The sequence below is a fragment of the Tepidibacter sp. Z1-5 genome, from assembly GCF_037844525.1.
Taxonomy (GTDB): Bacteria; Bacillota; Clostridia; order Peptostreptococcales; family Peptostreptococcaceae; genus Tepidibacter_A.
The window spans coordinates 161382-186700 of record NZ_JBBMMD010000035.1 but is presented as its reverse complement, the minus strand read 5'-3'; the positions used below and the strand labels follow the sequence as shown (position 1 = coordinate 186700).

General features: G+C 28.4%; 18 protein-coding genes. 16 read left to right on the top strand and 2 right to left on the bottom strand.

Annotation, left to right across the window (positions count from 1 at the left end; all coding sequences use genetic code 11):
* Positions 1–3 precede the first annotated feature (3 nt).
* The 15 genes from WJW32_RS08150 (at position 4) to WJW32_RS08080 (ending at position 23033) form a co-directional block, all read left to right on the top strand.
* The gene (locus tag WJW32_RS08150; RefSeq protein WP_340257184.1) at positions 4–186 is read left to right on the top strand and encodes a hypothetical protein; all 183 of its coding nucleotides are present in this window, start codon (positions 4–6) and stop codon (positions 184–186) included.
* Entirely contained in the window at positions 167–1747 is a 1581-nt protein-coding gene (locus tag WJW32_RS08145) for a recombinase family protein (RefSeq protein WP_340257182.1), read from the top strand. Before WJW32_RS08150 ends, WJW32_RS08145 begins: the two co-directional genes overlap by 20 nt.
* Positions 1665–3320 (top strand): recombinase family protein, encoded by a 1656-nt coding sequence (locus tag WJW32_RS08140; protein ID WP_340257180.1) that lies wholly within the window; start codon positions 1665–1667, stop codon positions 3318–3320. Before WJW32_RS08145 ends, WJW32_RS08140 begins: the two co-directional genes overlap by 83 nt.
* Before the next feature lie 169 nt (positions 3321–3489).
* Positions 3490–3945, top strand: coding sequence for a hypothetical protein (locus WJW32_RS08135; RefSeq protein WP_340257179.1), 456 nt, complete (start codon positions 3490–3492; stop codon positions 3943–3945).
* A 637-nt stretch (positions 3946–4582) separates the two neighbouring features.
* The gene (locus WJW32_RS08130; protein ID WP_340257177.1) at positions 4583–4783 is read left to right on the top strand and encodes a helix-turn-helix domain-containing protein; all 201 of its coding nucleotides are present in this window, start codon (positions 4583–4585) and stop codon (positions 4781–4783) included.
* 36 nt (positions 4784–4819) lie between these two features.
* Positions 4820–7990, top strand: a complete 3171-nt coding sequence (locus WJW32_RS08125) for a helicase-related protein (protein ID WP_340257176.1) — start codon at positions 4820–4822, stop codon at positions 7988–7990.
* 10 nt (positions 7991–8000) lie between these two features.
* Complete coding sequence (locus WJW32_RS08120; protein WP_340257174.1) at positions 8001–8726, top strand: DUF4391 domain-containing protein; 726 nt, start codon at positions 8001–8003, stop codon at positions 8724–8726.
* Complete coding sequence (locus WJW32_RS08115) at positions 8719–10716, top strand: site-specific DNA-methyltransferase (RefSeq protein WP_340257172.1); 1998 nt, start codon at positions 8719–8721, stop codon at positions 10714–10716. The genes WJW32_RS08120 and WJW32_RS08115 overlap by 8 nt, the downstream gene beginning before the upstream one ends.
* Positions 10717–10728: 12 nt before the next feature.
* On the top strand, positions 10729–13887 hold the full coding sequence (locus WJW32_RS08110; RefSeq protein ID WP_340257170.1) for a restriction endonuclease: 3159 nt from the start codon (positions 10729–10731) through the stop codon (positions 13885–13887).
* Between the two features lie 15 nt (positions 13888–13902).
* Positions 13903–14121 (top strand): YdbC family protein, encoded by a 219-nt coding sequence (locus WJW32_RS08105; protein ID WP_340257168.1) that lies wholly within the window; start codon positions 13903–13905, stop codon positions 14119–14121.
* A 592-nt stretch (positions 14122–14713) separates the two neighbouring features.
* The gene (locus WJW32_RS08100; protein WP_340257166.1) at positions 14714–18934 is read left to right on the top strand and encodes a hypothetical protein; all 4221 of its coding nucleotides are present in this window, start codon (positions 14714–14716) and stop codon (positions 18932–18934) included.
* Between the two features lie 463 nt (positions 18935–19397).
* Positions 19398–19787 carry a hypothetical protein gene (locus tag WJW32_RS08095; RefSeq protein ID WP_340257164.1) on the top strand — a complete coding sequence of 130 codons (390 nt, stop codon included), beginning with the start codon at positions 19398–19400 and terminating at the stop codon, positions 19785–19787.
* 167 nt (positions 19788–19954) lie between these two features.
* The gene (locus tag WJW32_RS08090; protein ID WP_340257162.1) at positions 19955–20413 is read left to right on the top strand and encodes a YbaK/EbsC family protein; all 459 of its coding nucleotides are present in this window, start codon (positions 19955–19957) and stop codon (positions 20411–20413) included.
* Between the two features lie 151 nt (positions 20414–20564).
* A complete protein-coding gene (locus tag WJW32_RS08085) occupies positions 20565–21647 on the top strand; it encodes an RNA ligase RtcB family protein (RefSeq protein WP_340257160.1) in 1083 nt (360 codons plus the stop codon).
* 216 nt (positions 21648–21863) lie between these two features.
* Positions 21864–23033 carry a MalY/PatB family protein gene (locus WJW32_RS08080; protein ID WP_340257158.1) on the top strand — a complete coding sequence of 390 codons (1170 nt, stop codon included), beginning with the start codon at positions 21864–21866 and terminating at the stop codon, positions 23031–23033.
* Positions 23034–23108: 75 nt separating this feature from the next.
* Here WJW32_RS08080 and WJW32_RS08075 read toward each other — a convergent pair whose 3' ends face one another.
* Together WJW32_RS08075 and WJW32_RS08070 are read right to left on the bottom strand one after the other, a co-directional pair.
* Positions 23109–23447 carry a DUF805 domain-containing protein gene (locus tag WJW32_RS08075; protein ID WP_340257156.1) on the bottom strand — a complete coding sequence of 113 codons (339 nt, stop codon included), beginning with the start codon at positions 23445–23447 and terminating at the stop codon, positions 23109–23111.
* Entirely contained in the window at positions 23441–24223 is a 783-nt protein-coding gene (locus tag WJW32_RS08070) for a M48 family metallopeptidase (protein ID WP_340257154.1), read from the bottom strand. Before WJW32_RS08070 ends, WJW32_RS08075 begins: the two co-directional genes overlap by 7 nt.
* A 155-nt stretch (positions 24224–24378) precedes the next feature.
* Between WJW32_RS08070 and WJW32_RS08065 the strand changes: the two genes are divergently transcribed.
* A complete protein-coding gene (locus tag WJW32_RS08065) occupies positions 24379–24867 on the top strand; it encodes a prolyl-tRNA synthetase associated domain-containing protein (RefSeq protein WP_340257152.1) in 489 nt (162 codons plus the stop codon).
* The last annotated feature ends 452 nt before the right edge of the window (positions 24868–25319 follow it).

The window sequence follows — 25319 nt, the reverse complement described above, 5'->3', positions numbered from 1 at the left end:
CAAATGAAAAAACAAGGTAAAGAAACTAATGTCAGAGTAACTTTTAAAGATAATACAAGTTCTATGAATAAATTGGTTAAATTCATAATAAATAAGATATTGGAAGACTATGATAAGCTTGGGGGAATAGTCAATGGAGATGAAAAATTTGGCGAAGGAGGATATAGTGAATCGGTTAGTAAATGATCCTTATCAATATGCAGCTATATATGCAAGAGAATCTAATCCAAATGCTCCAAATGCCATAGATACACAGATATATACTTGTAAGAACTATGCTCACAACGAAAATATTCTTGTTTATGATGTGTATAGTGAACTTGTTTCAGCTACAAAAGTATCATATAAGCAAAGAAAAGCATTTATGAGGCTGATAGAAGATGCTAAGAAAGGATATTTTAAAAAGATAATATTAACTAGAAGAGATAGACTAACAAGAGTTTTTGAAGAGTTTATAGAGATAAAGAAGCTTTTTAAAAAATTAGATATAGAAATTTTATACAGTAACGATATACAAATAGATGAGAAAAAAGATTATGCTTGTAATTTTCTTGAAAATATACTAATGGGACTAGCTGAAATGGAGCCTAGAAGAATTGCTCATAGAACCAGAGAAGGACAAAAAACTAAAATTGAAAAAGGAATATACGATAAAAGAGCACCATATGGATTAGTGTATGACAAAAAAGAAAAATTCTATTTTCATGATGGAATAAAAGTAGAATTAGTTAAAGATATATTTGAAATATATTTAAAATACAAAACTGTAAAAAAACCAAAGGATATTATTAAAAAACTAAATAAATATGCTGATACAAAAGAAGAAAAATCGGAATATATCGCTTTGGTAAATAAACTAAAAGATAAAGATATAAACAGTATTTTGAGTAAGTCTATTTATGCAGGAATTTATATTAATAATATTGATTTTAAGTATAAAGATTTTTATATTAACTATTATGGTAAGATTGAAAAAGTGAATACTAAGTATTTTCATAAATATCACAATATCCAACCTATAATAACTCCGAAACAGTGGTATGACACTGTAGAAAAATGGTATGAAAACAATCCTAATAAGCTACAACCTAAAAGAGAACAAAAAAGAACAAATAAAATATTTAAAGACTTATTTATTTGTACTAAATGTGAAAAAGTACTCAAATATAAAAATGGAAAATTTTCATGTGAGAGCAAAGGCTGTAAAGGGATAAATAAAGATGTTTTAATAAGAGATACAATAAGAGATTTAGTAAGATTTTTAATTAATAAAGAAGAGAGTGATAAGAATAAAGGTAAAGATACACTCGATAATATAATAAAAGATAGTGTTAAGAAACTGAGTAGTAAAAGAGGTGATTTAAAGAAAATACTTGTTGATAGTATTAATAAACAAGGAAAGTTAATTGAGGAATATATTGAAAATTCAACAGATGAGTATATAAGAAAAAAAATTACGAAAGAAGTAAAAAATCAAAAAAATATTAAAGAAAAAATAAAAGAATTAGATGAAAAAATCATTTTTTTAAATAATAAGTTTAAAAAAATAATTATTCCTTTAGTTGACTCGGGATATATACACTTAATTTCAGATGAGTTGGAGAAGAATCAATCTGCATTACTTGAAGTATTTATGTATGAGAACATTAAGGAGTTGGAGATAAATGGACATCCAATCAGAATCGATGATGGGACAAAAAGAAAAAAAACTAACTGCAGCGGCATACCTCAGAGTTTCTTTAACTAGACAGAAGAAAGAAGGTTACTCACTTGATGCTCAAATGGAAAGAATTCAAAAATTTGTAGAAAAAAAAGAATTTTATCTACCTGAAAACTTGATTTTTAAAGAAGAAAAACCTGCTACTAAGGTTTACGGTCATGAAAGAGATGAGTTAAGTATTATAGATAGTTTTACAGAAAGACCTATTCTAACTCAACTTTTACGTAATGCACAGCAAAGAAAATTCAAACACCTTATAATTTATTCAAGAGACCGATTATCAAGAGTTGTCGAAGATACTATTGCATTAGAATTGTTTTTTAAACGATGTGGTATAGATGTACATTATATTAAAGATGGTGAAAATATAGAGGATACTGATTCAGAAGTAGGAAGACTAATTCATATAATTTTCACGAGTTTAGCAGAAATGGAAGGGAACCTTCTATCTAGTAGAGTTAAAGATGGAGGAAGAGCGTGTATAGGAAAAGGCAGATGGGCTGGAGGCAGAATACCATTTGGTTATGTACCTGCATATAATAAGAATGAATCAGAAGATAAGAAGAAATGGGATACAATACTTGAAAAAGATGATTTTGATAGTAAACTTGTTGAACAAGTATACAAGTTATATTTAAGAGGTATGGGATATAGAAGAATTGCAAATGTAATGAATCAAAATTATGGATTTATAGAATGGAGTAAAAATAAAGTAGAAGGAATTATAAAGAATCAGACTTATACAGGTCAAATAGCCTGGGATAGACGAGGTGGAAGACGTGATCCTAGAAGAAAAAATAAGAATCCTTTGCTATCACCACTTCAACCTCAAAACTCTATAATTGATACTAAAATATGGAATGAAATTGTAGATCAAAGACAAAAGCGAAGCATTAATAAAGATCCTTATTATCACGATACTAAATTTATTTTGAAAGATAAGTTAGTATGCTCTAAATGTGAAAGAACAATGAAACCAAAGAACCCAGGAAAGAACAAGTCAAATATATATAAATGTGCAAATACAAAGGATGAAAGAAAAGCATGTAATACAATAATTCCTATTAAACTTGTTGAAGATGAATTTATTAAATATATGCAAAATGATATCTTTAAGATAAATGATAAGGAAAAGAATAAAGATATATTTTGGAATGAATATGATAAAAAATTTGATAAGAGGAAGAATGAGATTTTATCTATGATTGAAGAAGTAGAGAAAAAAATATCTAAATATAAAAACATATTAGACAAAATAGAAAAACATATACTTATTGAAAATGATGAATGTATTAAAGAAGCACTTAATACTCAACATGTAATATATAATACTCTTATAGATAAATATGAAGAATCACGAGATCTGTTTAAGAAAAAATCTGAGGTTGTTAAGAAAGATAGAGAAGAGCTATATGAGGTTGTACAACTGTTTTTGCCAGGATTATTTATTAAACGAGATTCTAAAGATTTAATAAGGATTAGAAGAGAATTTATAATAAATTTTATTGATAAAATCAGTGTTGCTTATGATAAAAATAATAAAAAAGTTACTATTGATGAAATAGTATTTATGCCACCTGAATTTATAGAATCTCCCTAGAACCATTGGGAGATTTATATTTTAGCCAAAGGTAGGTAAAGAGTCTATCACGGTATACCGTGATAGACTCTTTACCTACCTTTTATGATAGATTAGAAAATATGAATATGCAATATTAGATATAAATATAATTTAAAAGAGTGGATTTTTTGGGGGGAGGGTTTATTGTTTGGAATCTAATAATGCAGCAGTATCATATGCTTTACAAAAGATTTACTATAAAACTGTAAAGAACTTGATGGAAAAGAATACATCACTGAAGGGTATATTAAAACAACTAAAGATAGTTGGGCTAGAAAGCGAAAAAGCAAATACAAATAAGGTTGAACAGTACATTAATAATCACTTTAAAATGGAATGGGATGAAGAGGAGAATATATGGAAAACAGCATCTCAGATGAATATGTTTACTTATGATTATGAAGTTGATGAAGAAATGCCATGGGATGATGTATTACTAGTATTATCAGAAAATGATACTAAGAGTATGTTAAAGGATATGAAGTACATATTATCAAATGTAAAGAAAATTACAAATGATGTTGATAGAATAGTTGGAGATATTGATACAATTGTTGCAGCTATTAAACCAAAATATAATACAGAAAAAAACGATGAAAAATAAATGTACATATTAACAGTATTGCAAAAGATATTTAAATTTAAATATCTTTTGCAATAAAAACAGTAGTTTATTGAAACTACTGTTTTTTTACATATACATACAAAATTATACATAAATGAGAAAAATAGATTTATATTGTGGTAAAATATACCTATATTAATTTATTGTCTTCTAATAATTTTGTAATATGGTGTAAATATTAAGTTTTTATAAGGTATACAAAATATTAAATAGATAATATCTTTATTTTTTTATGTATTACATAATATCTATAATGGGAAGTTAAATGACGAAAGCAAAAATGAGTTAATATTAAATAAAATTTATTAAGGTTTAGAATAGGGGATATTGAAGTATATCATTAAGTAACGGCAGTTTTGGAGAGCTATGTTTACGCATACAACACATGTGGAGACGTGTGTACTACTATATAAAGAAAATTATAAGAATGGAAAGGAGAATATTAAGGCTTAAATGAAAACTGAAATGTAAGAGAATGTTTAGGTATTATAAAGGGCATCTGACTGAAATGGTTAGGTGTTTTTTTAGTTCATAAATGAGAAAAATTTACAAAAATCTTTGATGAATGCTATAGCATTTGCTATAATATACACTAGATAAGTGGAGGTGTTGAGTGATGCTGACTTTTGCAGAAACAGTTAAAAAAGCTAGAAAAGAACTGAATATGAGTCAAGAGCAACTAGCAAGAGAATTGCATGTGAGTTTTTCTACTGTGAATAGATGGGAAAATGAGAAATCAAAACCAAATAATATTGCAAAGAAAGTATTTTATGATTTTTGTAAAGAAAAAGGAATAGATTTAGAAGAGGCTAACTAATAGAGCATCAAAATTTTTGAATTGGGGGGGCGGAATATGGGTGAGTTTGTTAATTCAAATCATGAATTAGTAAATAAAATAAATCAAATATTGAGACAGAAGAAGAATTGTTCAGTAAATATAGTTAATGATAAGTTAACATTATCGGTTTTTTCGTTACTTGAAAATAACTTGAAAAATGTTAATGAGATTAATTTTGTGATAAGAGATACAAGATACATTCCAGAAAATGATGAAATATCACGAGAATTTGAAATTGATATTAATCCCAATAATATGTTATTTAATTCTTATGATATTATTGAAAAAAATAAGCTTCAACATTTCTCAAAAGCTAAATCAATGTATGATTTTATTGGAAACCATGTAAATGTTAGAAAAACTAATCCTAAGTATCAAGTAAAAAGTAATTTGCTAACCATTAACAATGATTTTATGATACAAGGGTCATCGTCATTAGAACTTTCTAGCAAAGCATTAGCATTAAGACAAAATCAAATAAATTTTGATACTGTAATGAATGATATCATGGATCAAAGTCAAATAATTGGAGCAAATAATATTTTTAATCAGATTTGGTATGGAGAAGAAGTAACATCTGATTTTAAAGAAGAATTGATGAGAAGTTTGAACTATGTGTATAAAGAGCATTCACCAGAGTTTTTATATTATTTCACAATTAATGAACTTTTCGGGAATCAACTTGACTATGGTGTGGAGCGTTTTGAAAAGGACAATAACAGCTTTAAGAAAACAAAAATTTGGAATATGCTTTTTGATTTTCAAAAGGACGCCGTGTTATCAGCAATACAAAAAATCAATAAATACAATGGTTGTATAATTGCAGATAGTGTAGGACTTGGAAAGACATTTGAAGCACTTGCAGTTATTAAATATTTTGAACTCAGACAAGATAATGTATTAGTATTAACTCCAGCGAAGCTATATGATAACTGGAACTCTTTCCGTGGAGCTTATAAAGATAGTATAGTTGATGAAATTTTTAATTATAAGATTATGTTTCATACTGATTTGTCCAGATATAAAGGGATGTCAAAAAGTGGCTGGGATTTATCACGATTTGACTGGAGTAAATTTGATTTAATTGTTATAGATGAATCTCATAATTTTAGAAATAGAACTGAAAAAGAAGATGGACAAACTCGTTATCAAAGGTTATTAGAAGAAGTAAGAAAGAGTGGAAATAATACAAAAGTGTTGCTATTATCAGCTACTCCAGTGAATAATTCACTTACGGATTTAAAAAATCAGATAAGTATCATAACAGGTGATAGAGATTTTGCTTTTGAGGAACAAGGCATTTCTAGTGTAGAGAGTGTATTGAGAAGAACATCGAAACAGCTTAATGAATGGGAAAAACAGAGGAAGAAAGATAAGGAAGCATTATTTAATGATTTACCATCTGATTTTTATAAACTCCTTGAAATGATGACGATTGCTCGTAGTAGAAAGCATATAACCAATTACTATGGAACAGAAAAAATAGGAAAGTTTCCTGAAAAATTAAAGCCTGAGACTTTTAAACCTAAAATAGATAAGAAAGGAATACTGCTTAATTTTGAAGAAACCAATGAAATACTTGAAGAATTAAAACTTGCAGTTTATGCTCCTTTGAGTTATTTAAAAAGTGAGTATAAGCAATATTATGCAGAAAAGTACCAAAGTAAAAGGGCTGATGGTAGAGTATTGATGACTACTGATGTCAGGGAATCAGGTATGAAAGTGTTACATAGATTCAATTTATTTAAAAGACTGGAAAGTTCTGTATTTTCATTTGGGGAGACGATTAGAAGACTGATGGAAAGAATAGATAATTGCATTAATTTAGTAGAGCAAGAATCTGCCAAAATCAATATTGACGATAACATGGAAGATGATTATGAAGCAGTTTTAGATTACAAATACGAGATTAAAGTAGCTCATTTAAATAAAGTAGAATTTCTTGAAGATTTGTATTATGACAAAGAAGTTCTTGAAATGTTATATGCAGATATAGAAAAAATACTAAATGATGATAGAGATCAGAAACTTGAAACTTTGACAGAGTTTATAAAAGAAAAAGTGACTACACAGCCTTATAATAAAGGAAATAAAAAAGTTCTTGTTTTTACTGCATTTGCAGATACAGCAAGTTATTTATATGACAAAATAGCTTATCCAATGAAATCGTTAGGATGCTACACTGGAGTAGTAACTGGTTCATCTAAACCTAAAACGAATAATAAGACCGTTGAATTAGAATTTAATAGTTTGCTATCAGCATTTTCTCCTAAATCAAAGATCAAGACTCCTTTGAATGAAAAAAATCAAATTGATATATTGATAGGAACAGATTGTATTTCTGAAGGACAAAATTTACAGGATTGTGATACGGTAATAAATTATGATATACAGTGGAATCCAGTATCTCTTATTCAGAGATTTGGTCGAATAGATAGGATTGGAAGTAAGAATACTGCTATTAAAATGGTTAACTTTTTTCCAGCTCTTGAGCTAAATGAATATCTGAATTTAGAGCAGAGGGTTAAGAACAAAATGAATGTGACCAATATTGTGTCAACAGGAGACGAAGATTTATTAACACCTGAAATGAATGATGTAAACTTTAGAAAAAAACAACTTGAGAAACTTAAAGATAGAGTTATAGATATTGATGAAGCGAGTGATAGTATATCCCTTACTGATTTAAATATGAATGAGTATCTATATGAATTATCAGAGTATATAAAAAGAGTTCCTGAAGTGAAAAAAATACCTAGAGGAATTTATTCAGTGACTGATGGAGAAAGCAAAGGTGTAATCTTTTGTTTCAAACATAAAAATGATTTATCAAAGCCAGAAAATGATAGTTCTCTCTATCCTTACTACTTGCTGTATATAGATAGAAACGGTGAGGTTGTATATCAGAGTAATAGCACAAGAAATGTATTGAAAGAATTTAGAAAGGTTTGTTATAAAAAGGAAGAACCACAACTAGACATCTTTACAGAATTTTTTGAGGAAACAAATAATGCTAAAGATATGAGTGAGTATTCAATGCTGTTAAATAAATCGATTGATTCCATACAGGGACAAGAGGAAGAAAAAGCAGAGCAGACTATATTTGATTTTGGGGGTTTTAATAATTCCTTTGCAAATGAAAGTGCAGATGATTTTGAATTAATTAGTTTCCTAGTTGTGAAATAGGGGTGAATTTATGCTGGGGTTTCCTAAAAAATACAAACAGAAAAAAAAATTTAATAAAAAACTTTTTATACCAAAAGATGCGAATGTGACTGTAAAAAAAAGAATTAGAGAAAGTTTACAGAAAGCTGAACTAATAGGACAAATTCAAGAGGAAGAAATTCCTTCAATTGCAAATGACACATATAATGCAAGTGTAATAATGCTATTAAATATTGAAATTGATGACCTGAAAAATGCCTATTTCATTAATGGTATTTTACAAGAGTTGCTAAAGGCTTTTGCTATAATACGGTACATTGATACTAAAGGAAATACGGCTTTAGGATTTGGTTATAAAAGGCTTAGCAAGGTAGAACAAGGTGAAATTGTAATTGAAAATCATTTTGTTACAGGCTCATTTACAGAGCATTTATTCGATGAAATAAATAGTTTATTTGAAAATTATATTTATTTTGATAGATTAACAAATACAACTAATAAACTTGCATTGTATAGCGAGATTATGGTGAAAGCTTATGTGATTTCAAACAAGAATCTGTGGTCAAAATGGCAGAATATACTCGACTCAAATATATGGTATAATCAATCAAATACTATGAAGATATTTGATATTTTAAAAGAAATAAAAGATATTAAAAATAAGCAATCAAAGATAAACAATACAGCAGATAATATAAAGCTAAATAAGCAATTAATGAAATTATATAAAGATACGGAGGAATTAATCAATGGATAATTTTGAAAAAGTACCAAAAGGAGTATTTGATAAAGTTGCAAATAACAAGGAACTCTTTATATCAGAATTCAAAGAAAAACTTGAAGAAGTATTTCCAGCAGCAGTAAAGGATGGTATCGTTGATTTTGAAGCTCTTTTAAATGAATTTGGTCAATATGCTGAAACTGACGAAAAAGAAAAATATAATATGACGTGGGTTGGAAAGAAAGATGCAATTCGAAAGGCTAATGAAGACATTGTCGGTAAGACATTAAAGTATGTTCCAGAAGATGGTAAAAATCCAGATACAACTCAAAATCTGTATATTGAAGGGGATAATCTTGAGGTATTAAAGCTTCTTAGAAATAGTTATTATGGAAAAGTTAAGATGATTTATATTGATCCTCCTTATAATACAGGGAATGATTTTGTTTATTCAGATAATTTTTCAATGAGCGAGAAGGAATATAGTAATATTTCTGGTGAAATGGATAGTGATGGAAAAAGATTGGTTGCAAATAATAAAGAAAGTGGAAGATTTCATTCTACTTGGTTAAATGAAATGTATCCTACTATAAAAATAGCAAAAGAATTATTGACTAATGATGGAGTAATTTTTATTAGTATTGATGATAATGAAGTATATAATTTGCGAAAAATTTGTAATGAAATTTTTGGTGAGAGAAACATCATTAACAATAGATGCTTTATTAATCATATTCCAAATGGTACCAATAAAGGTTTTATTGCAAGAGCTCATGAGTATATTTTAGCATATGCTAAAGATATTAATTTCTTAAAACCTTTTATTCGTGTTGGTTCTGAGGCAGTTTCAGAAGAAAGATGTACGAATACACCTACAGAAAAAAATCCTAAATCAGAAATAAGTTTTAAAAAAGGTCTAAGATATCAAGGTGATAATAATGTAATTACTGGAATAATTGGTAATAAGGAACCGATTTATATTAAAGGGGAAATGAAATTTGAGAATGGTGTTTTGGCTGAAGATGTTATTTTAGAATCGAGCTGGAGAAATAAAAATCAAATTCTTGAATACATGAAAAATGGTATTTCATATGATGAGAGTGGTCAAGAACTTTTTGAAATTTATTTTACAAAAGATGGTAAACCCAAATATAGAAAAAGATTAAAATACTTTTCTCCAAAATCCGTTCAACAATTTAAATCATATAGCTTTGAAAAAGAATTTGATATTTTAAACTTTGAAAATCCTAAACCTGTCAGCTTAGTTGAGTTTTTGGTAAACCTAGTTTGTAGTAATGATGATATCATTCTAGATTTTTTTTCAGGATCAGCAACTACTGCTAATGCTGTGATGAAGATTAATTCAGAAAATAAAACAAAATTAAAATATATTATGGTACAGTTACCTGAAAATCTTGATAAAGAGGTAAAAAAGAGAAGTGGAAAAGCATTGACATTTACTAGGAACATGATTTCGTATTTGGATGAGATTAATAAGCCACATTTATTAACAGAAGTAGGAAAAGAACGAATTAGAATGGCAGGGGATTTGATATCAGATGATAATGTTGATTCTGGATTTAAAGTCTTTAAAGTAGCTGATACAAACATAAGATGGATCAGCGATACTTTAAATAAGAATATTAGATTAGAAGATTATAGAGGAGACCTATCGGAAAAGGATAGATTAGATTTTAATCCTCATTTTACAGATATTGATGTTGTTTATGAAATGATGCTAAAAAGACAAGATATAGAGCTAACTGAAAGAATAGACAACCTTGATGATATTGGAGGTAGAACCTATCTAGTTGGATATACTGTTCTTGTTTGTTTAGAAGAAGAAATCACAGAAAAAATGGTTAAGAAAATAAGTGAGATAGATACTTCTTTATCATGGATTGTATTTAGAGATAGTGCCTTTGGAGATGATATCAATCTAAAAACAAATACAATGAATTTACTTAGAACTTTGATAAAGGAAAAGAATCCAAAAAGTAAAAATCAAAAAATTCTATGGATATAGGGGTGATGTGGTATGGCTAAAACGGTTAAATTTCAATTTGAAGATTTAGATTATCAACAAGAAGCAGTAACCTCTATAGTAGAACTTTTCGGAGATGTGCAAAAAAGTATAGATAATTCAGTCTATGGTGGTACAATTAACGCAATCAGAAAAATTATGCAGGGTTCTGATGTTAAAAGAAGAAATGTAGAAGTTTCTAAAGGAAAGCAATTAAGAGAGAATTTAAGAAAAATACAGTCTGAGAATGGACTTATTCTAAATGATGATTTAGAAATAGATAATGATACATTAAACTTTACTATAGAGATGGAAACTGGTACAGGAAAAACCTATGTGTATCTAAAAACGATTTTAGATTTATACACAAAATACGATGGGAATTTTAAAAAGTTCATTATAGTAGTTCCTACAGTTCCGATTAGAATGGGTGTAGAAAAAAGTGTTCAAATGCTTAAAGAACATTTTGCCAGAGATTATGATGGACTAGATATAACAAAGCATGTTTTTGTTTACGATTCAAAGCTAAAAGATGTAGCAGGTAGCGTGAGATTTAATTTTGTAGATAAATCGGATTTGAGTATTTTAGTCATGAACACTCAAGCCTTTAACAGAGATACAAATGTACTTCGAAATGTTGACCATGAAAGCAATATTGAGGATATGAGTGTATGGGATGAAATAAGACAGCTTCATCCAGTGGTTATAATAGATGAACCACAGAAATTTGATGGAGGAAAGAAAAGTAAAAAAAGAACAGCTTCTCTATCAGCTATAGATGATATTAAGCCAGCATTTGTATTGAGATATTCTGCTACACACAATGAAATTATTAATCCAACATATAAATTAGATTCTTATGCAGCTTATAAAGATAATCTGGTTAAAAGAATAAAGGTGAAGACGGTCAACAAACTTATTCCAACGGATTTTCCATATATAAGATATTTGGAATTTACAAGTGATTTATTTGCGAAGATTGAAATATTTCATGCTGAACAGGGAAAAGAAGCTGTAAAAAAAGTTTTTAGAGTAAGAAAAGATAACAACGGTAACATTTATGAATTATCAGGAGAGTTACCTCAATATAGAAATTTTAGAATTGCAGAAAATCCTTTCAAAGGACATAGCCTGAAAGTAGATACTCTAGATGGGCTTGTTGAAATTAAAGAAGGCGAGGCATTAAGTCCATATGATGAAAAGGATGCTGTAAGAATTCAAATGAAAATTGCTATACAATCTCATTTAGAACAACAGTATAACTTGTTGAAAAATGGCAAAAAAGTTAAAGCATTATCTTTGTTTTTTATAGATAGGGTAAGCAAAGTAAGAGGCGAAGACGGTGAAGATGGCGAATACCTAAAATTGTTTGATGCAGTATACAAAGAGGTCATAGCAGATTCTAATTATAATAAAGTGTTTAAAGAATTCCCTGAATTATTCAAAGGGTATGAAGATACACAAAAAATTAGGCAGGGATACTTTGCTATAGATAAAAAGAAAACAAGTACAAAAATTATGGAAATCGAGGGATGGAACGAAGATAGTGAAGATTCCTCTGTATCAGTAAAGGCAAAACAGAAGCAGTATATTGAACAAGGTATCGAGTTGATTTTAAAGAAAAAAGATGAATTAATATCTTTTGAAACACCGCTTGCATTTATTTTTTCTCATTCTGCTCTTAGAGAAGGATGGGATAATCCAAATGTATTTACGCTGTGTACGTTAAAACATAGTAGTAATTCAATTGCTAAAAAACAAGAAATAGGAAGAGGATTAAGACTTCCAGTTGATATATATGGAAATAGATGCCATGATGAAAGTCTAAATGTACTTACTGTAGTAGCAAATGACAGTTACGAGCATTTTAGTGAAAGGCTTCAAAAAAGTTATAATGAAGAATCAGGCTTCAACAAAGATGAAGTGACAAATGATATTATTATGAAAGTATTTGTAGCAGCAGGAATTCCAACAGAAAAAATATCTTCTGAGCTTACTACAACATTTATGAATGAACTTAAAAGTAATGGTTTAGTTACTAGCAAGGATATACTTAAAAAAGATCATGAAAATAAATTTAAAGAAATGGAATTTTCTGATGAAATTTTAGCAGAGCATGCAACTAAAATCAAAGAAGAATTCGTAAAACAAATGAAGAAAAAAGGTTCTAAGAAAATTACTATTGAGAATGGTGATTTAGAGCCAGTAGAAAATAAAATGCAATCATATGTTAGCGAAAAAGATTTTAAAGAACTGATACTTGAGCTAAATAGCAGATTGTCTCATAAGACTGTTTATAAAGTAAATGTGGACAAAGAAAAATTTGTAGCTGAATGTATAGAAGCTATTAATGATTCACTTAAATATAAAGATATAAATGAAGTAATTCAGCAAAGTGTTGGAATGCATTATATTGATGAAAATAACAAAGCTCAATATGAAAAAGCAAAAGAAACAACTGCTAAGCATGGTTCTATGGTAATAGAAACTAGAAGTGATTTTGAAATTGTGAATTACATTATGGGTGGAACAGATTTACCTAGATTAACAATTCAACAAATTCTTAAAGGCATTGAAAAGAGAAGGTTACTTGACAGTCAGGATTATTTAGATGATATGTTGCTTTTGACCAAAAAAATATTTTTGAAGCATCAAGCACAACCATCTATTTCATACGATATTTTACATGGATATAGATTTGATAGTAAGACGATTTTTGCTCTTGACGAAGTCAATGCAACTGAGCTTAACGATCCAGAAATATATACCTATAAAGCAAAAACACTGAAAAGAAAAGCTGTAAATGAATATTATAAGTTTGATAGCAAAGGTGAACTTGAATTTGCTGAATTTCTTGATGATGACCCAAATGTGCTTTTGTTTACAAAAATAAAAAAAGGTGGATTTGTCATAGCGACGCCATATGGTAATTATTCACCAGACTGGGCGATTGCCTATAGGAATACGGAAGGAAAGGCTGAATTATATTTTATTGTGGAAACAAAAATGGATAAAGAATGGGAAGATTTATCCGATGTTGAGCAGTTTAAAATTCATTGTGGAAGGGCACATTTTGAGACAATTGCTAAGAATTCAAAAGAAGATGTGAAATTTAATTGGGCGAATTCCTATGATGATTTTAAAGAAAAATTCGGATTAGAAACTCAATTTTAGATAGGGGTGTAGTCAATGGCGATTAAATATGAAATAAAAGAAACAATAGGGCAACTATCAGAATCCTCAAAAGGATGGATCAAGGAATTAAATCTAATCAGCTGGAACGATAGAGACCCCAAATATGATTTAAGAGATTGGGCTCCTGAACATGAAAAGATGGGAAAAGGGCTTACATTATCAACTGAAGAATTAAAGAAGCTAAGAGATATATTGAATAAAATGGAACTGTAAAACCAGAGCCGAAGCATCGAGCAATCGACTTCGGCTCTTTTTCTAAGAAGTACAATACAATTTTTACCTTTTATGAGGTAGGAAGGGGTATATCATGGCTACTAAAAAAACACAGTATTACATGTGGCAATATAATCAACATGACTTATATGAAAAAGATGAAAAGCTTATGTTGGATATTTGAATAGATGATGCAGAAACAACTAGCTAAACTCTAATGTATTATATCCTCAATGAAAAATTCAGACAAAAGGAATAGGATTATTTAGAGGAATTTGAAACGGATGAAGAGGGGAACATCCAAAAGGTTAAAAACAATAGACTAGCTATTATAACCATTGAAACAGGAAGAAATCGCAATGATAAGGATAATAAAATACTAAAGAAATTATTAGAAAAAGGATTTTACTTAAATACAGAACCAGAAGTATATATGGTGTTTTTAGATAATGTTCTTTCAGGTTCTCAAAATAAAGAAAATATAAATTTGAGATAGTTTATATTAAACTTCACATTAGGCTAATACTGGGAAGTTAAAATGAGAGTAAAAAGAAGAGATTGACTTTAGAATACTAAGTAGGGTGGTGGCAAAATGCTAGTAAAAGTAGCTGAGTTTATTGGCGGAAAGTTGCTTGATAAAGTTTTTAATACTACATTGGATGATGCAATAGATAAATTCACAAAAGAAAAAATTAAAAACGAATATGAAAAAGTTAAAAAAGGTATTTACAATACTCTTATTTCTGAAAATAAAGAAGAAGCATATTTTGAAAGCCTTCAAAGATTATTAGATGAATCTGGAATTATCAATGTGCTTTTTAATTTTAGCTATTTAATGACGAATTTATCAATGGAGGATAGAAGAAACTATATTGGAGAATATATAGAAGAATTTTATAGAGGAAAAGGTATAGAAAAAATTGATTTAAGTATTATAAAAGGAAAAATAAAGCAACAGTTTGAGTATTGTTTTAATGTACTGAATAAGCCGAGTGATGAATCAAGAAAGCTTATTAATCAAATGGTTGTTCAGATTGCTAATACAAATGAGTATCAAACGGAACTAGTGAGAACTTTGAAATGCGATATTAAGAATTTACATACAGAGGTACTTAATATTCAAAAATTATTTCCAGTCAGTGATGTAGACTTAGCTTATTTGAAATCCATGGTTAAGGCGTCCATTGATAATTTACAGGTACGATTTAATAGAGAATTCAATGTTGATGTTGAATTGTCAAGCTGGTTGAGCAAGTTTTTCATTGTTGAAGATGAGAAAAGAAATTTGTATTCATTCTTAAAAGAAGTACAAGATGCTATATCAAGAGTTAATGTTAATGGAAAAATAGAAATGATAAAAAAATGGAATTCTTTGATAGAAGATTTATTGGAAAATAGAGAATTTGATTCTTTTTTATTGGGAAAAGATATGCTAGAGTATATAGACCAAGTTGAGGACGAAAATAAGAACAAATATAGCGAGTCAGAGAAAGATTACTATAGAAGTAAGGAGTATTATTACTGGCGGCATTTATGTATGAAAAATGGCAACTTAGATGATTATAGAAAGGCTTTTTGTTCAGATACTTTAGTAATTACTGGTGAAGCAGGTATTGGTAAATCGCATTCAATAGCATATTTCGTTTATAATCATTTCTATTTAGAAAATAAAATTTGTATATTAGTATTGGGACAGCACTTAAATGAAAATCTAGATCCAGTTTTAATGTTGGAAAAATATTTACATATTCCATATACAATACAGCGTTTCCTAGAAGAATTAAATAAAGTTGGAGAAGAAAATGATTGTATTATTCCATTTATTATTGAGGGCATAAATGAAGGCTATCATTCAGAAATATGGAAAGAGTATTTTGAAGGCTTGATAGGAATTTTTGAGAACTATAATCGAATAAAGCTAGTCATTAGTATTAGGAAAACATATATTAGAAAGTGTTTACCAGAAAATTTCAAAGAACGAGATAAAACACTAGTTATAGAACATAGAGGATTTGCCGAGGATTCAACTCAAGCAGTTGCAGAGTTTTTTGATTACTATGGTATAGATAAACCTACTTTCCCTATCCTGTATTCAGATTTTTATAATCCGCTTTTTCTACATACTCTTTGTAAAACAGTAAAGGGTTCCGGAAATATAAGAATTGAAGAATATAGTTCATTTACTGATATTTTTAAGGGATATCTTGCAGTTATAGAAAAAAGCGTTTCGGAGCGCTGTAAGTATCAAATGGGGTTAAAACTTGTAAAAAAGAGTGTTGATAAAATTATTGAATATAGTCTTGAAAATAATGTTCGATACGGGATTACAATTGATAAGTTTTATGAAATAGTTAGTGAAGTAGTTCAGAAATTTGGTGTGTCATTAACAGAATTTGTTCAGGCTATGATAGAAAATGGTGTATTCTATACGGAATTATACGGTTATGACGAAGAGGAAGAATATATACAGTTTGCTTACGAGAGATACCATAATATTTTAGCGGCTCATTATTTGATTTCAAATATTAGTACAAAAGAAGAACTGAATGATTCTATCTCAAATGGTGAATTGTCTAAATACTTTGTGAATAGGCATAGTGGAATTGTAGAAGAACTATTTGTTCTAGTTCCTGAAAAATACGAACTAGAATTGTTAGAAATGCTTGACGAAGAGAACGTAGAAAATGTGTTGCATCCATTTCTTAATAGCTTGGTGTGGAGAAAAAAGACGGCTATTTATTTGGAAACAACTATTAGTATGATTAATAAGTATATAGTTGTGCGACCATGGTATTTAAAAAAATTAGTAGAAAAGCTACTAATCATTGCGCCAATAGAAGGACATCCATTAAATGCTTTATTTTTGCATAAATATCTCAGTAAGCATACAATAGAAGTAAGAGATAGCTTTTGGATTGAAAGTTTATATGATGATACAATTTATGGAAATGGCACACTTAATATATTGGTAAAATTATGTAGAATTCAATTAGAAGGTTATACAACAGATACCAAAGAACTCATTGCTCTTCTTTTAGGTTGGTCTTTGGCGAGTACAAATAATAATTATCGTGAGAATGCCATTCGGTCTTTGGTGGCACTAATGCAAGATGACCTAGAAGTTGCAACAGAAACTGTAAAGAGATTTGAACAAGTGGATGATGGATATATTAAAGAAGGTCTATATTGTAGCGTGTACGGTGCTGTATTATGTTCGCAAAAATTGACAGGTGCTAAGGAACTTGCAGAAGAAGTATTTGTTGATATTTTTGAACGAGATGTGGTTTATCCACATATTATTGTTAGGGCACACGCAAAAGGAATTATTGATTATTTAAAACGATTGAATGTTGAATTTAAATTTGATATAGGAAAGACAGTGCCACCATACAATAGTAAATGGTATGAAGAAATCCCATCACAGGAAGAAATAGATAAATATTTAGTAGATTATAAAGATAAAAATGTAAAACCGTATATGTATTCTGTTAACACAATAATTAGTTCTATGGCTACAAATACAGGGGAAAAATCTTTGATGTATGGTGATTTTGGTAGATATGTTTTTGAAGGCTGGGTTGATCCATGGGAGTATCATTTTATCGCTCAAGACTTAAGTAATATTGTTACAAAGCAGATTTTTGAAACATTTAGATATAGTTCTAATTTGCATGGTAAATTTGATGAAAAAGTCAAGTCATATGACCGACAGAAGCATAACAATGAAAGAATTGGAAAAAAATATCAACGAATATCAAGTTTTGAAATGTTAGCAAGACTTGCTGACAATTTCTTACCTGGAGAAGTAAAGAGAGAATATAGCGATGTCTATCAGGAATGGAATAGTAAAAGCTTAGAAGTAATATTCGATTTTGATGAATCTTCGGACGATTTAATAGATTTGTTGAATGAAGAATATGAAGAAGTAGAGGATGATGTTAAGGAAACGTTTGTTCCGTATGTATACAAAGGACCATGGCAATTTAATTATAGAGGCATAGATCCTACCGTATTAGCACAACAGCATTCAAAAGAAAAAAATCTATGGCAAGATGCATTTAGAATTCCAGATGTATCAAATGAAATTTGGGCGAGCAAAGAATCTGAAGAACCTAATATGGATAAAATAGTATTTGTTGAATATAGTGATGAGTCTTTTGTAGCTTTAGAAATGTATAATAGATGGAATAGTGACTGCTCAAGATACGATGAAGAACCTAAAGAGTACTTTGCTAAAGCGGTAGCAATTCTGGCTCCAAACAATATTCTAATATCAGCTGAAGAAAAATCAAAACTTAAAAAATATGCAGAGGGAAGAAATAATTATGAGATATATACCGTATTTGCAAGAGAATATTTTTGGTCAGAGGCATACAAAGATTTTGAAGCACAGATTGAAAGAGATTATGACGAAGAAGATGAAGATGGATATATCGAAACAGGAATTGACTATCATTGTCCAATTTCATATTCAGAAGAAATAGAAAATGTGGTTTCATCTTATGCTATGCCAAGTAAATATCTTGTTGAGAATCTTGATCTTAGACAATTGGATGATGGCAAATGGTATGATAAATCAGGTAAACTAGTTTGCTTAGATATACAATTTGATGGGTATCAAGGAGCATTAATTATAAGAAAGGATAGCCTATTGGAGTTGATTAATAATCATAAATTAACTGTTGCATGGGGAATTTATACTGAAAAGAAAGGGAATTCTCACTTTTACGCAACTAGAAAAATAGCTAAGTGGGATGGAAATGAAATTAGTGTAGAAGAATATGACACTGAACAATGGACATCTAAATTTTAGAAGATAGAAAAATTGAGTATAAAATGCTTTAATAATAATTACATAGATTTTATTTATTAGTATAATCTGAACTTCTGATTATTCATATTTTATGAAGCAAAAAAAGGCAATCTAATTAAAATTAGGTTGTCTTTTTTATGTGGGTATTGGGTCGGTCGGTTTACCTATGGCAACTTTGTATGATTTAAACCACTTATTATCTTTAAATAAAGTGAGTGTACGGTTATTAGTATTTACAATAATTTTATAATTTGAAACTCTATTGAAATACATATTATCACCTCGAATTTATTTTATTCAATTAATTAACAGGTATCGTATAATATAGTATATAAATATTTTGAGAAACTGTTTAAATAATACTAAAATTGAGACAAGATTTTATTGCATATTGGATATATTATATATATACTTGAAAAGCATATAAAATAAATGGAAATAAATAATTAGATGGAGGAAAATAATGATTACAGCTTATATAGTAGGAATTACAACATATTATGAAGGTGAAGATATTGAAATTAAGATTAATATATTTAAAGATGAGGAATCTTTACTTAAACAATCATATTTTAAACAATATAGAAAACCTGCGGTTGTAGAGCACGTAGCTCTATTAGATACTCTAAAGAGATTAGAGCCATATAAAGGGGAGGAAATAACAATTGTTATTAATAATCCATCTTTATATGAGCAAATTAGAGGAACTTCAACATTAAAAAATGAAGAAGCATTAAAAATGACAAAAGAAGTTAATAAAAAATTAAAAGAATTTGAAAATTCTATTACGATTAAAGATGTTAGTAATGATAAAGATGGATTAAAACAATGGAAAGAGATATTAGAAGGTTAAGAATAATGGTTGAATTTTAATTCGAATTTGATACAAGAAGACACTCATTGAAAAATGAGTGTTTTTTGAATTTGTTGTAAAATTATAAAAAAATTGTATGCTTATATTGTTATATATTATATAATGTGTTTTAATAAATTATTTTTAATATATAGGAGTTGAATGAAATGTCTTTAGAAAGTGTTAAAAAATTTTTAAAAGAAAATGATTTGAATTTTGATATATTTGAAATGAAAGAAAGTACTGCAACGGTAGAATTAGCAGCTAAAGCACATGGAGTATCACCTGAACTTATTGCAAAAACTATAGCTGTTAAGTTAAAGGATAGAAATATTCTTATAGTTGCTAAAGGTGATGCAAAGATAGATAATAGAAAATATAAGGATGAATTTAATACAAAGTGTAAGATGCTAAAGTATGATGAAGTTTTAGATATAACAGGACATCCAGTTGGTGGAGTATGTCCGTTTGGACTAAAAAATCCTTTAGAGATATATCTAGATATTTCTATTAAGGATTTTGATTATGTATATCCTGCTGCAGGATCAGTTAATTCATCTATAAAGATTAAGCCAAGTGAATTAGAGGAAATAACTAATGGGGTATGGGTTGATGTGTGTAAGTAAAAATTATCAAAATATGATAAAATGATGTATAAATATTTTGAAAGGATGTGATAGATATGATGTTATTAAAATATGAGGTGAGAGAATATATATAGGTTATAGTATTATTCTCTTGCTATAGGATACGATAATATGGAGGAGAGAATTAATAATGATAAAGATAGTAAAAAGTGAAAAATCATGGATAGAAAGTAATGCTGTGGATCAGCTTAAAAAAATAGCAACACTTAAAGGAATAATCAAAGCAGTAGGACTTCCAGACTTGCATATTGGAAAGACTCCTGTTGGAGCAAGTTATATGACTAAGGATATTATATATCCTCATATAATAGGAAATGATATAGGCTGTGGAATAGGTCTATTTTCTACTGGACTTAAGAAAACTAAGTTTAAAATAGATAAGTCTATGAAAAAATTAGAGAAATTAAGTAGCATTGAAAATATAGATGATTTTATTGGAGATACTGATTTTCCTTTTAAAGAAAAATTAGGAACAATAGGCTCGGGGAATCATTTTGCTGAGTTTGAAGAAGTTGATAAGGTATACGATGAAAAAGCCTTAAATGAAATAGGAGTAAATAAGAATGAAATATACTTATTAGTCCATAGTGGTTCAAGAAGATATGGGGAGTATATATTGAACAAATATATTAAGGAATATTCTTGTCAAAATGGAATAGAATTAGGTAGTGATGAGTTTAATGAATACATGAATGAACATAACAAAGCCGTTGAATTTGCAAAGTTAAATAGAGAAATAATAGCTCATAAAGTTTCGAGTTGTGTAAATGCAAAAGAGAATAAAAAGCTTTTAGACAGTATTCATAATAGTATAACTCAAAAAAAGGTAGATGATGGGGTATACTATATTCACAGAAAAGGAGCATCACCGTCTGATATAGGTTATATAGTAGTAGCTGGATCCAGAGGAAGCAATTCTTATATAGTAAAACCAATGGATAATCTTTTTGATTATTGTTTTTCGATATCTCATGGAGCAGGAAGAAAGTGGAGTAGGTTTGGATGCAAGGAAAAGCTTGAAAAAGTTTATTCTAAAAAATATGTCAGACAAAATAATATGAAATGTAATTTAATATACAGTGATAAAAGTGTAATATATGAAGAAGCACCTGAGGCTTATAAGAATATAGAGAGAGTAATACAAGATATGCTAGATGAAAATATGATTGAAGTTGTAGCTACTTTAAAGCCATTGATAACTTATAAAAGGTAATTTATAAAAAATAATTAGATATAACTCATTGGCGTTACCTATTTGGGCGTGACAATGATTTTTAAAAGCAAGGTATATTACCTTGCTTTTTTTACATCTAATTAATAAAGAAAAAGGTATAACTGTAATATCAAAGGAGTATGATTTATAATATTAATAGGAAAGATAATTTGTTTACTATAAAAAGTTTTTTGTATTGAATAAGGGGGATATTCGATGAAGTATGAGTTTGATAAGGTAATAGATAGAAAAGAACATAACTCTGCTAAATGGAGTGAGATGGATAAAAAATTTGGAACAAATAATCTTATTCCTATGTGGATAGCAGATATGGATTTTAAAACAGCTCCTGAAATTATAGAAGCTATGATGGAAAAGCTTGAACACGGTGTATTTGGTTATGTTAATAGAACAGACGAATATTACGAAATAGCTTGTAATTGGTTAAAGAAAAGACATGATTGGGAAGTTTCTACTGAAAATATAACTTATAGTCCAGGGGTTGTGCCAGCACTTAGTATTATAATACAGGAGTTTACAAAACCAGGAGATAAGATAATTATTCAATCACCTGTATATTATCCTTTTTACAATGTTGTAGAAGAAAACAATAGAGAGGTAGTTTTAAATCCTTTAAAGGAAACTGAAAGAGGATATTATGAAATGGATTATGAGGATTTAATATCTAAAATAGATAATGGTGTTAAATTTTTAATTCTTTGTAATCCACACAACCCAGTAGGAAGGGTTTGGAAAAAAGAAGAACTTGAGAAACTAGGAAAGATATGTTTTGAAAGAGGGGTTAAGGTTATATCTGATGAGATACATTCTGATTTGATATTTAAAAAAAGTAAGCATATACCTTTTGCAAGCTTGGGAAAAGAATTTGAGGAAAATACTATAACTTGCTTTGCACCTACTAAGACTTTTAATATAGCAGGACTTTACTCTTCTTTTATAGTATTTCCGAGCTCTAATGATAAGAATACATTTGAAGACGCTTTAGGCAGAATTGATTTAAAGAGAAACAATCCTTTTAGTCTAGTGGCGACTATGGCAGCTTATGAAAAAGGAGAGCCATGGCTTGAGGAATTGTTAGTTTATTTAGAAGAAAATATAGACTATATGATTGAATATATAAAAGAAAACATTCCTAAGATAAAAGTTAGAAAACCTGAAGGAACTTATCTTGCATGGCTTGATTTTAGAGATTATGGTTTTTCTAAAGACGAGTTAGGAAGAAAAATGATAGAGGAAGCAAAAATTGCTTTCGATGATGGACTTTGGTTTGGAGACGAGGGAGAAGGATTCCAAAGAATAAATGTAGCTTGTCCAAGAGTTATGATAGAAGAGGTTCTTAAAAGATTAGAAAGTGTATTTAAATAATTAAGTTTTTATCTTTAATCGAAAAAAGGAGATCATTGAAATATTTCAATGATCTCCTTTTTTTAATTTGTATTATTAAGCAACATCTAAAAGTGGATTTTCTCCGTATTCATTTGCTTCAAGGTCACCTTTTTTAAATAGTAAAACTAATCCTAAATATATATTGTATAATGGGATTAATGTTAACCAAAAATGAGTTCCGGGTCTTCCTAAATCGTGTAGTCTCTTAACTGTGCAAGCCACAGAAAATATAGTATAAGCTATAGCACATACAGTCAGAAGTATCCACATAAAAACATTATCAATATAAAAAGTTAGTCCTTCTATTATAGAAAATATAATACCAGTAAAAAATGGATATAAAAAATACTTAGCTCTGTTAAATCTTCCCTCAAATGAAAAATATTTTAGCATATTGATTCCTCCTCTTTTTGATTTATATTATTATGATTTTGGACAGCTCCTAGATCTATTGCATTTTTAACTCGTTTTGTTAGATTTGGATGAGTTGAATTTACTTCATGAAACCATGTGAAAAAACCTGATTCATAAACTATTTGATTGCAGTATTCATCAATGTTTATTTTTCTATAAAGTTTCTTACCGCAAGCCAATGCTAACAGACCATCTATTGCTCCAGTTGGAACCAATTTAGTTGCAAATGAATCACATGTGTATTCACATGCTCTAGAATATGCAGTATGCAAAAATGGTATAAAGGCTGAACCTAATATTAATGCATTTTTTGTCATGTGATTTCTTTTAATATGAGTTAATTCATGACATACTATAAATTTAACAGCATTCTCACCTTTTTCGTATGCCATTTCTAGTACATCTGAATAAATTACTACAAAATTTTTTCCTAAGAACTTGGTAGCAAAAGCATTCAGCATACCTCCAGATTGAACAATATAAACATCTGGTACTTTTTTTAGATCTAAAGTATTTGAAAAATCTTTAATATATTCATATACTTTTGGAAGCTGTTTATTAGATACTTTAATAGCATTTCCTTTTAGATTACCGATAAGTAGACCGTGTAAAAACAATGAAATTATAATTACGATTGATAAATATAGTAATCCAAATCCCAAGCTACTAATAATGAATATAGTACCAAATATTAAGCTTGCTATTAAAGCAATTATAAAATAAATATTTTCTTTTTTATTTACATATTCATTCATAATATTCCTCCTTTTGTTAAAATATAAAATTATCTGTAATATTATAACAGATAATAATAAAAAAACCAAATTAAATACAATTTTATTTATAATAATAGAAAATTANATGTATAATTACTTTATAATATTATAAAGATTATAGCTAGGAGAAGATTATGTTAAAAAATAAAAAAGTAGTATACGATATTTTAGATAAATTAAATATTGAGTATGAAAAATATACTCATATTCCTGTGTATACGATAGAGGAAGCTAACAATTTAAATTTAAATATAAAAGGTGCTAATTGTAAGAACTTGTTTGTTAGGGATAGAAAAGGAAGACAACATTATCTTATAATTATAGAAGAAAATAAGAAGGTAGATTTAAAAAAATTATCATGGAATATAAATAGTACAAATTTAAGCTTTGCATCTGAGGAAAGGCTTTTTAAATATTTAAAGTTAAAGCCTGGTTCGGTTAGTGCGTTTGGACTTATAAATGATGAGGACAAGCATGTTAAGGTATTGATAGATACGGATTTAAAGGGAGATTATATAAGTTTTCATCCCAATGTAAATACTGCAACTGTTACTATTTCTTATGGGGATTTTGAGAAGTTTTTAGAGTTTGTAGGGAATGATGTGGATTATATTGAGGTATAGTTTATTTCATTACAAAAAGTCGGATGGTTAAGCGAAAAATAGATAGCATTGAAATACCGCTACTTAGTCAATATTTTAATAAAACTAAAGATTACCCCTAGTAAATATTCTAAAACTTTTAAACTCCCTATGGTCAGACAAAAAAGTTTTTTAACGTATATTTACTAGGGGTAATCTAAGTTTCATAGTAAAATATTAACAAAAAAGTAGCTAACATTTAAATGCTATCCATTTTTTAGTTTGTATTATTAAGCGAAACTGGATTTATTAGATGACAAAACTTATAGAATACTAAATAAATTCTAAATTAATATGTAAAAGTGGGTATAAAAAATATTTTAACATGTTAATTCTTCTGAGTTTTGATATATACTATTGCTATTTTGTAAAGGTCTTAAATCTATTCTATTTTCTCTTGTTTTTGTATTATATATTCAAAAATTCCATTATAT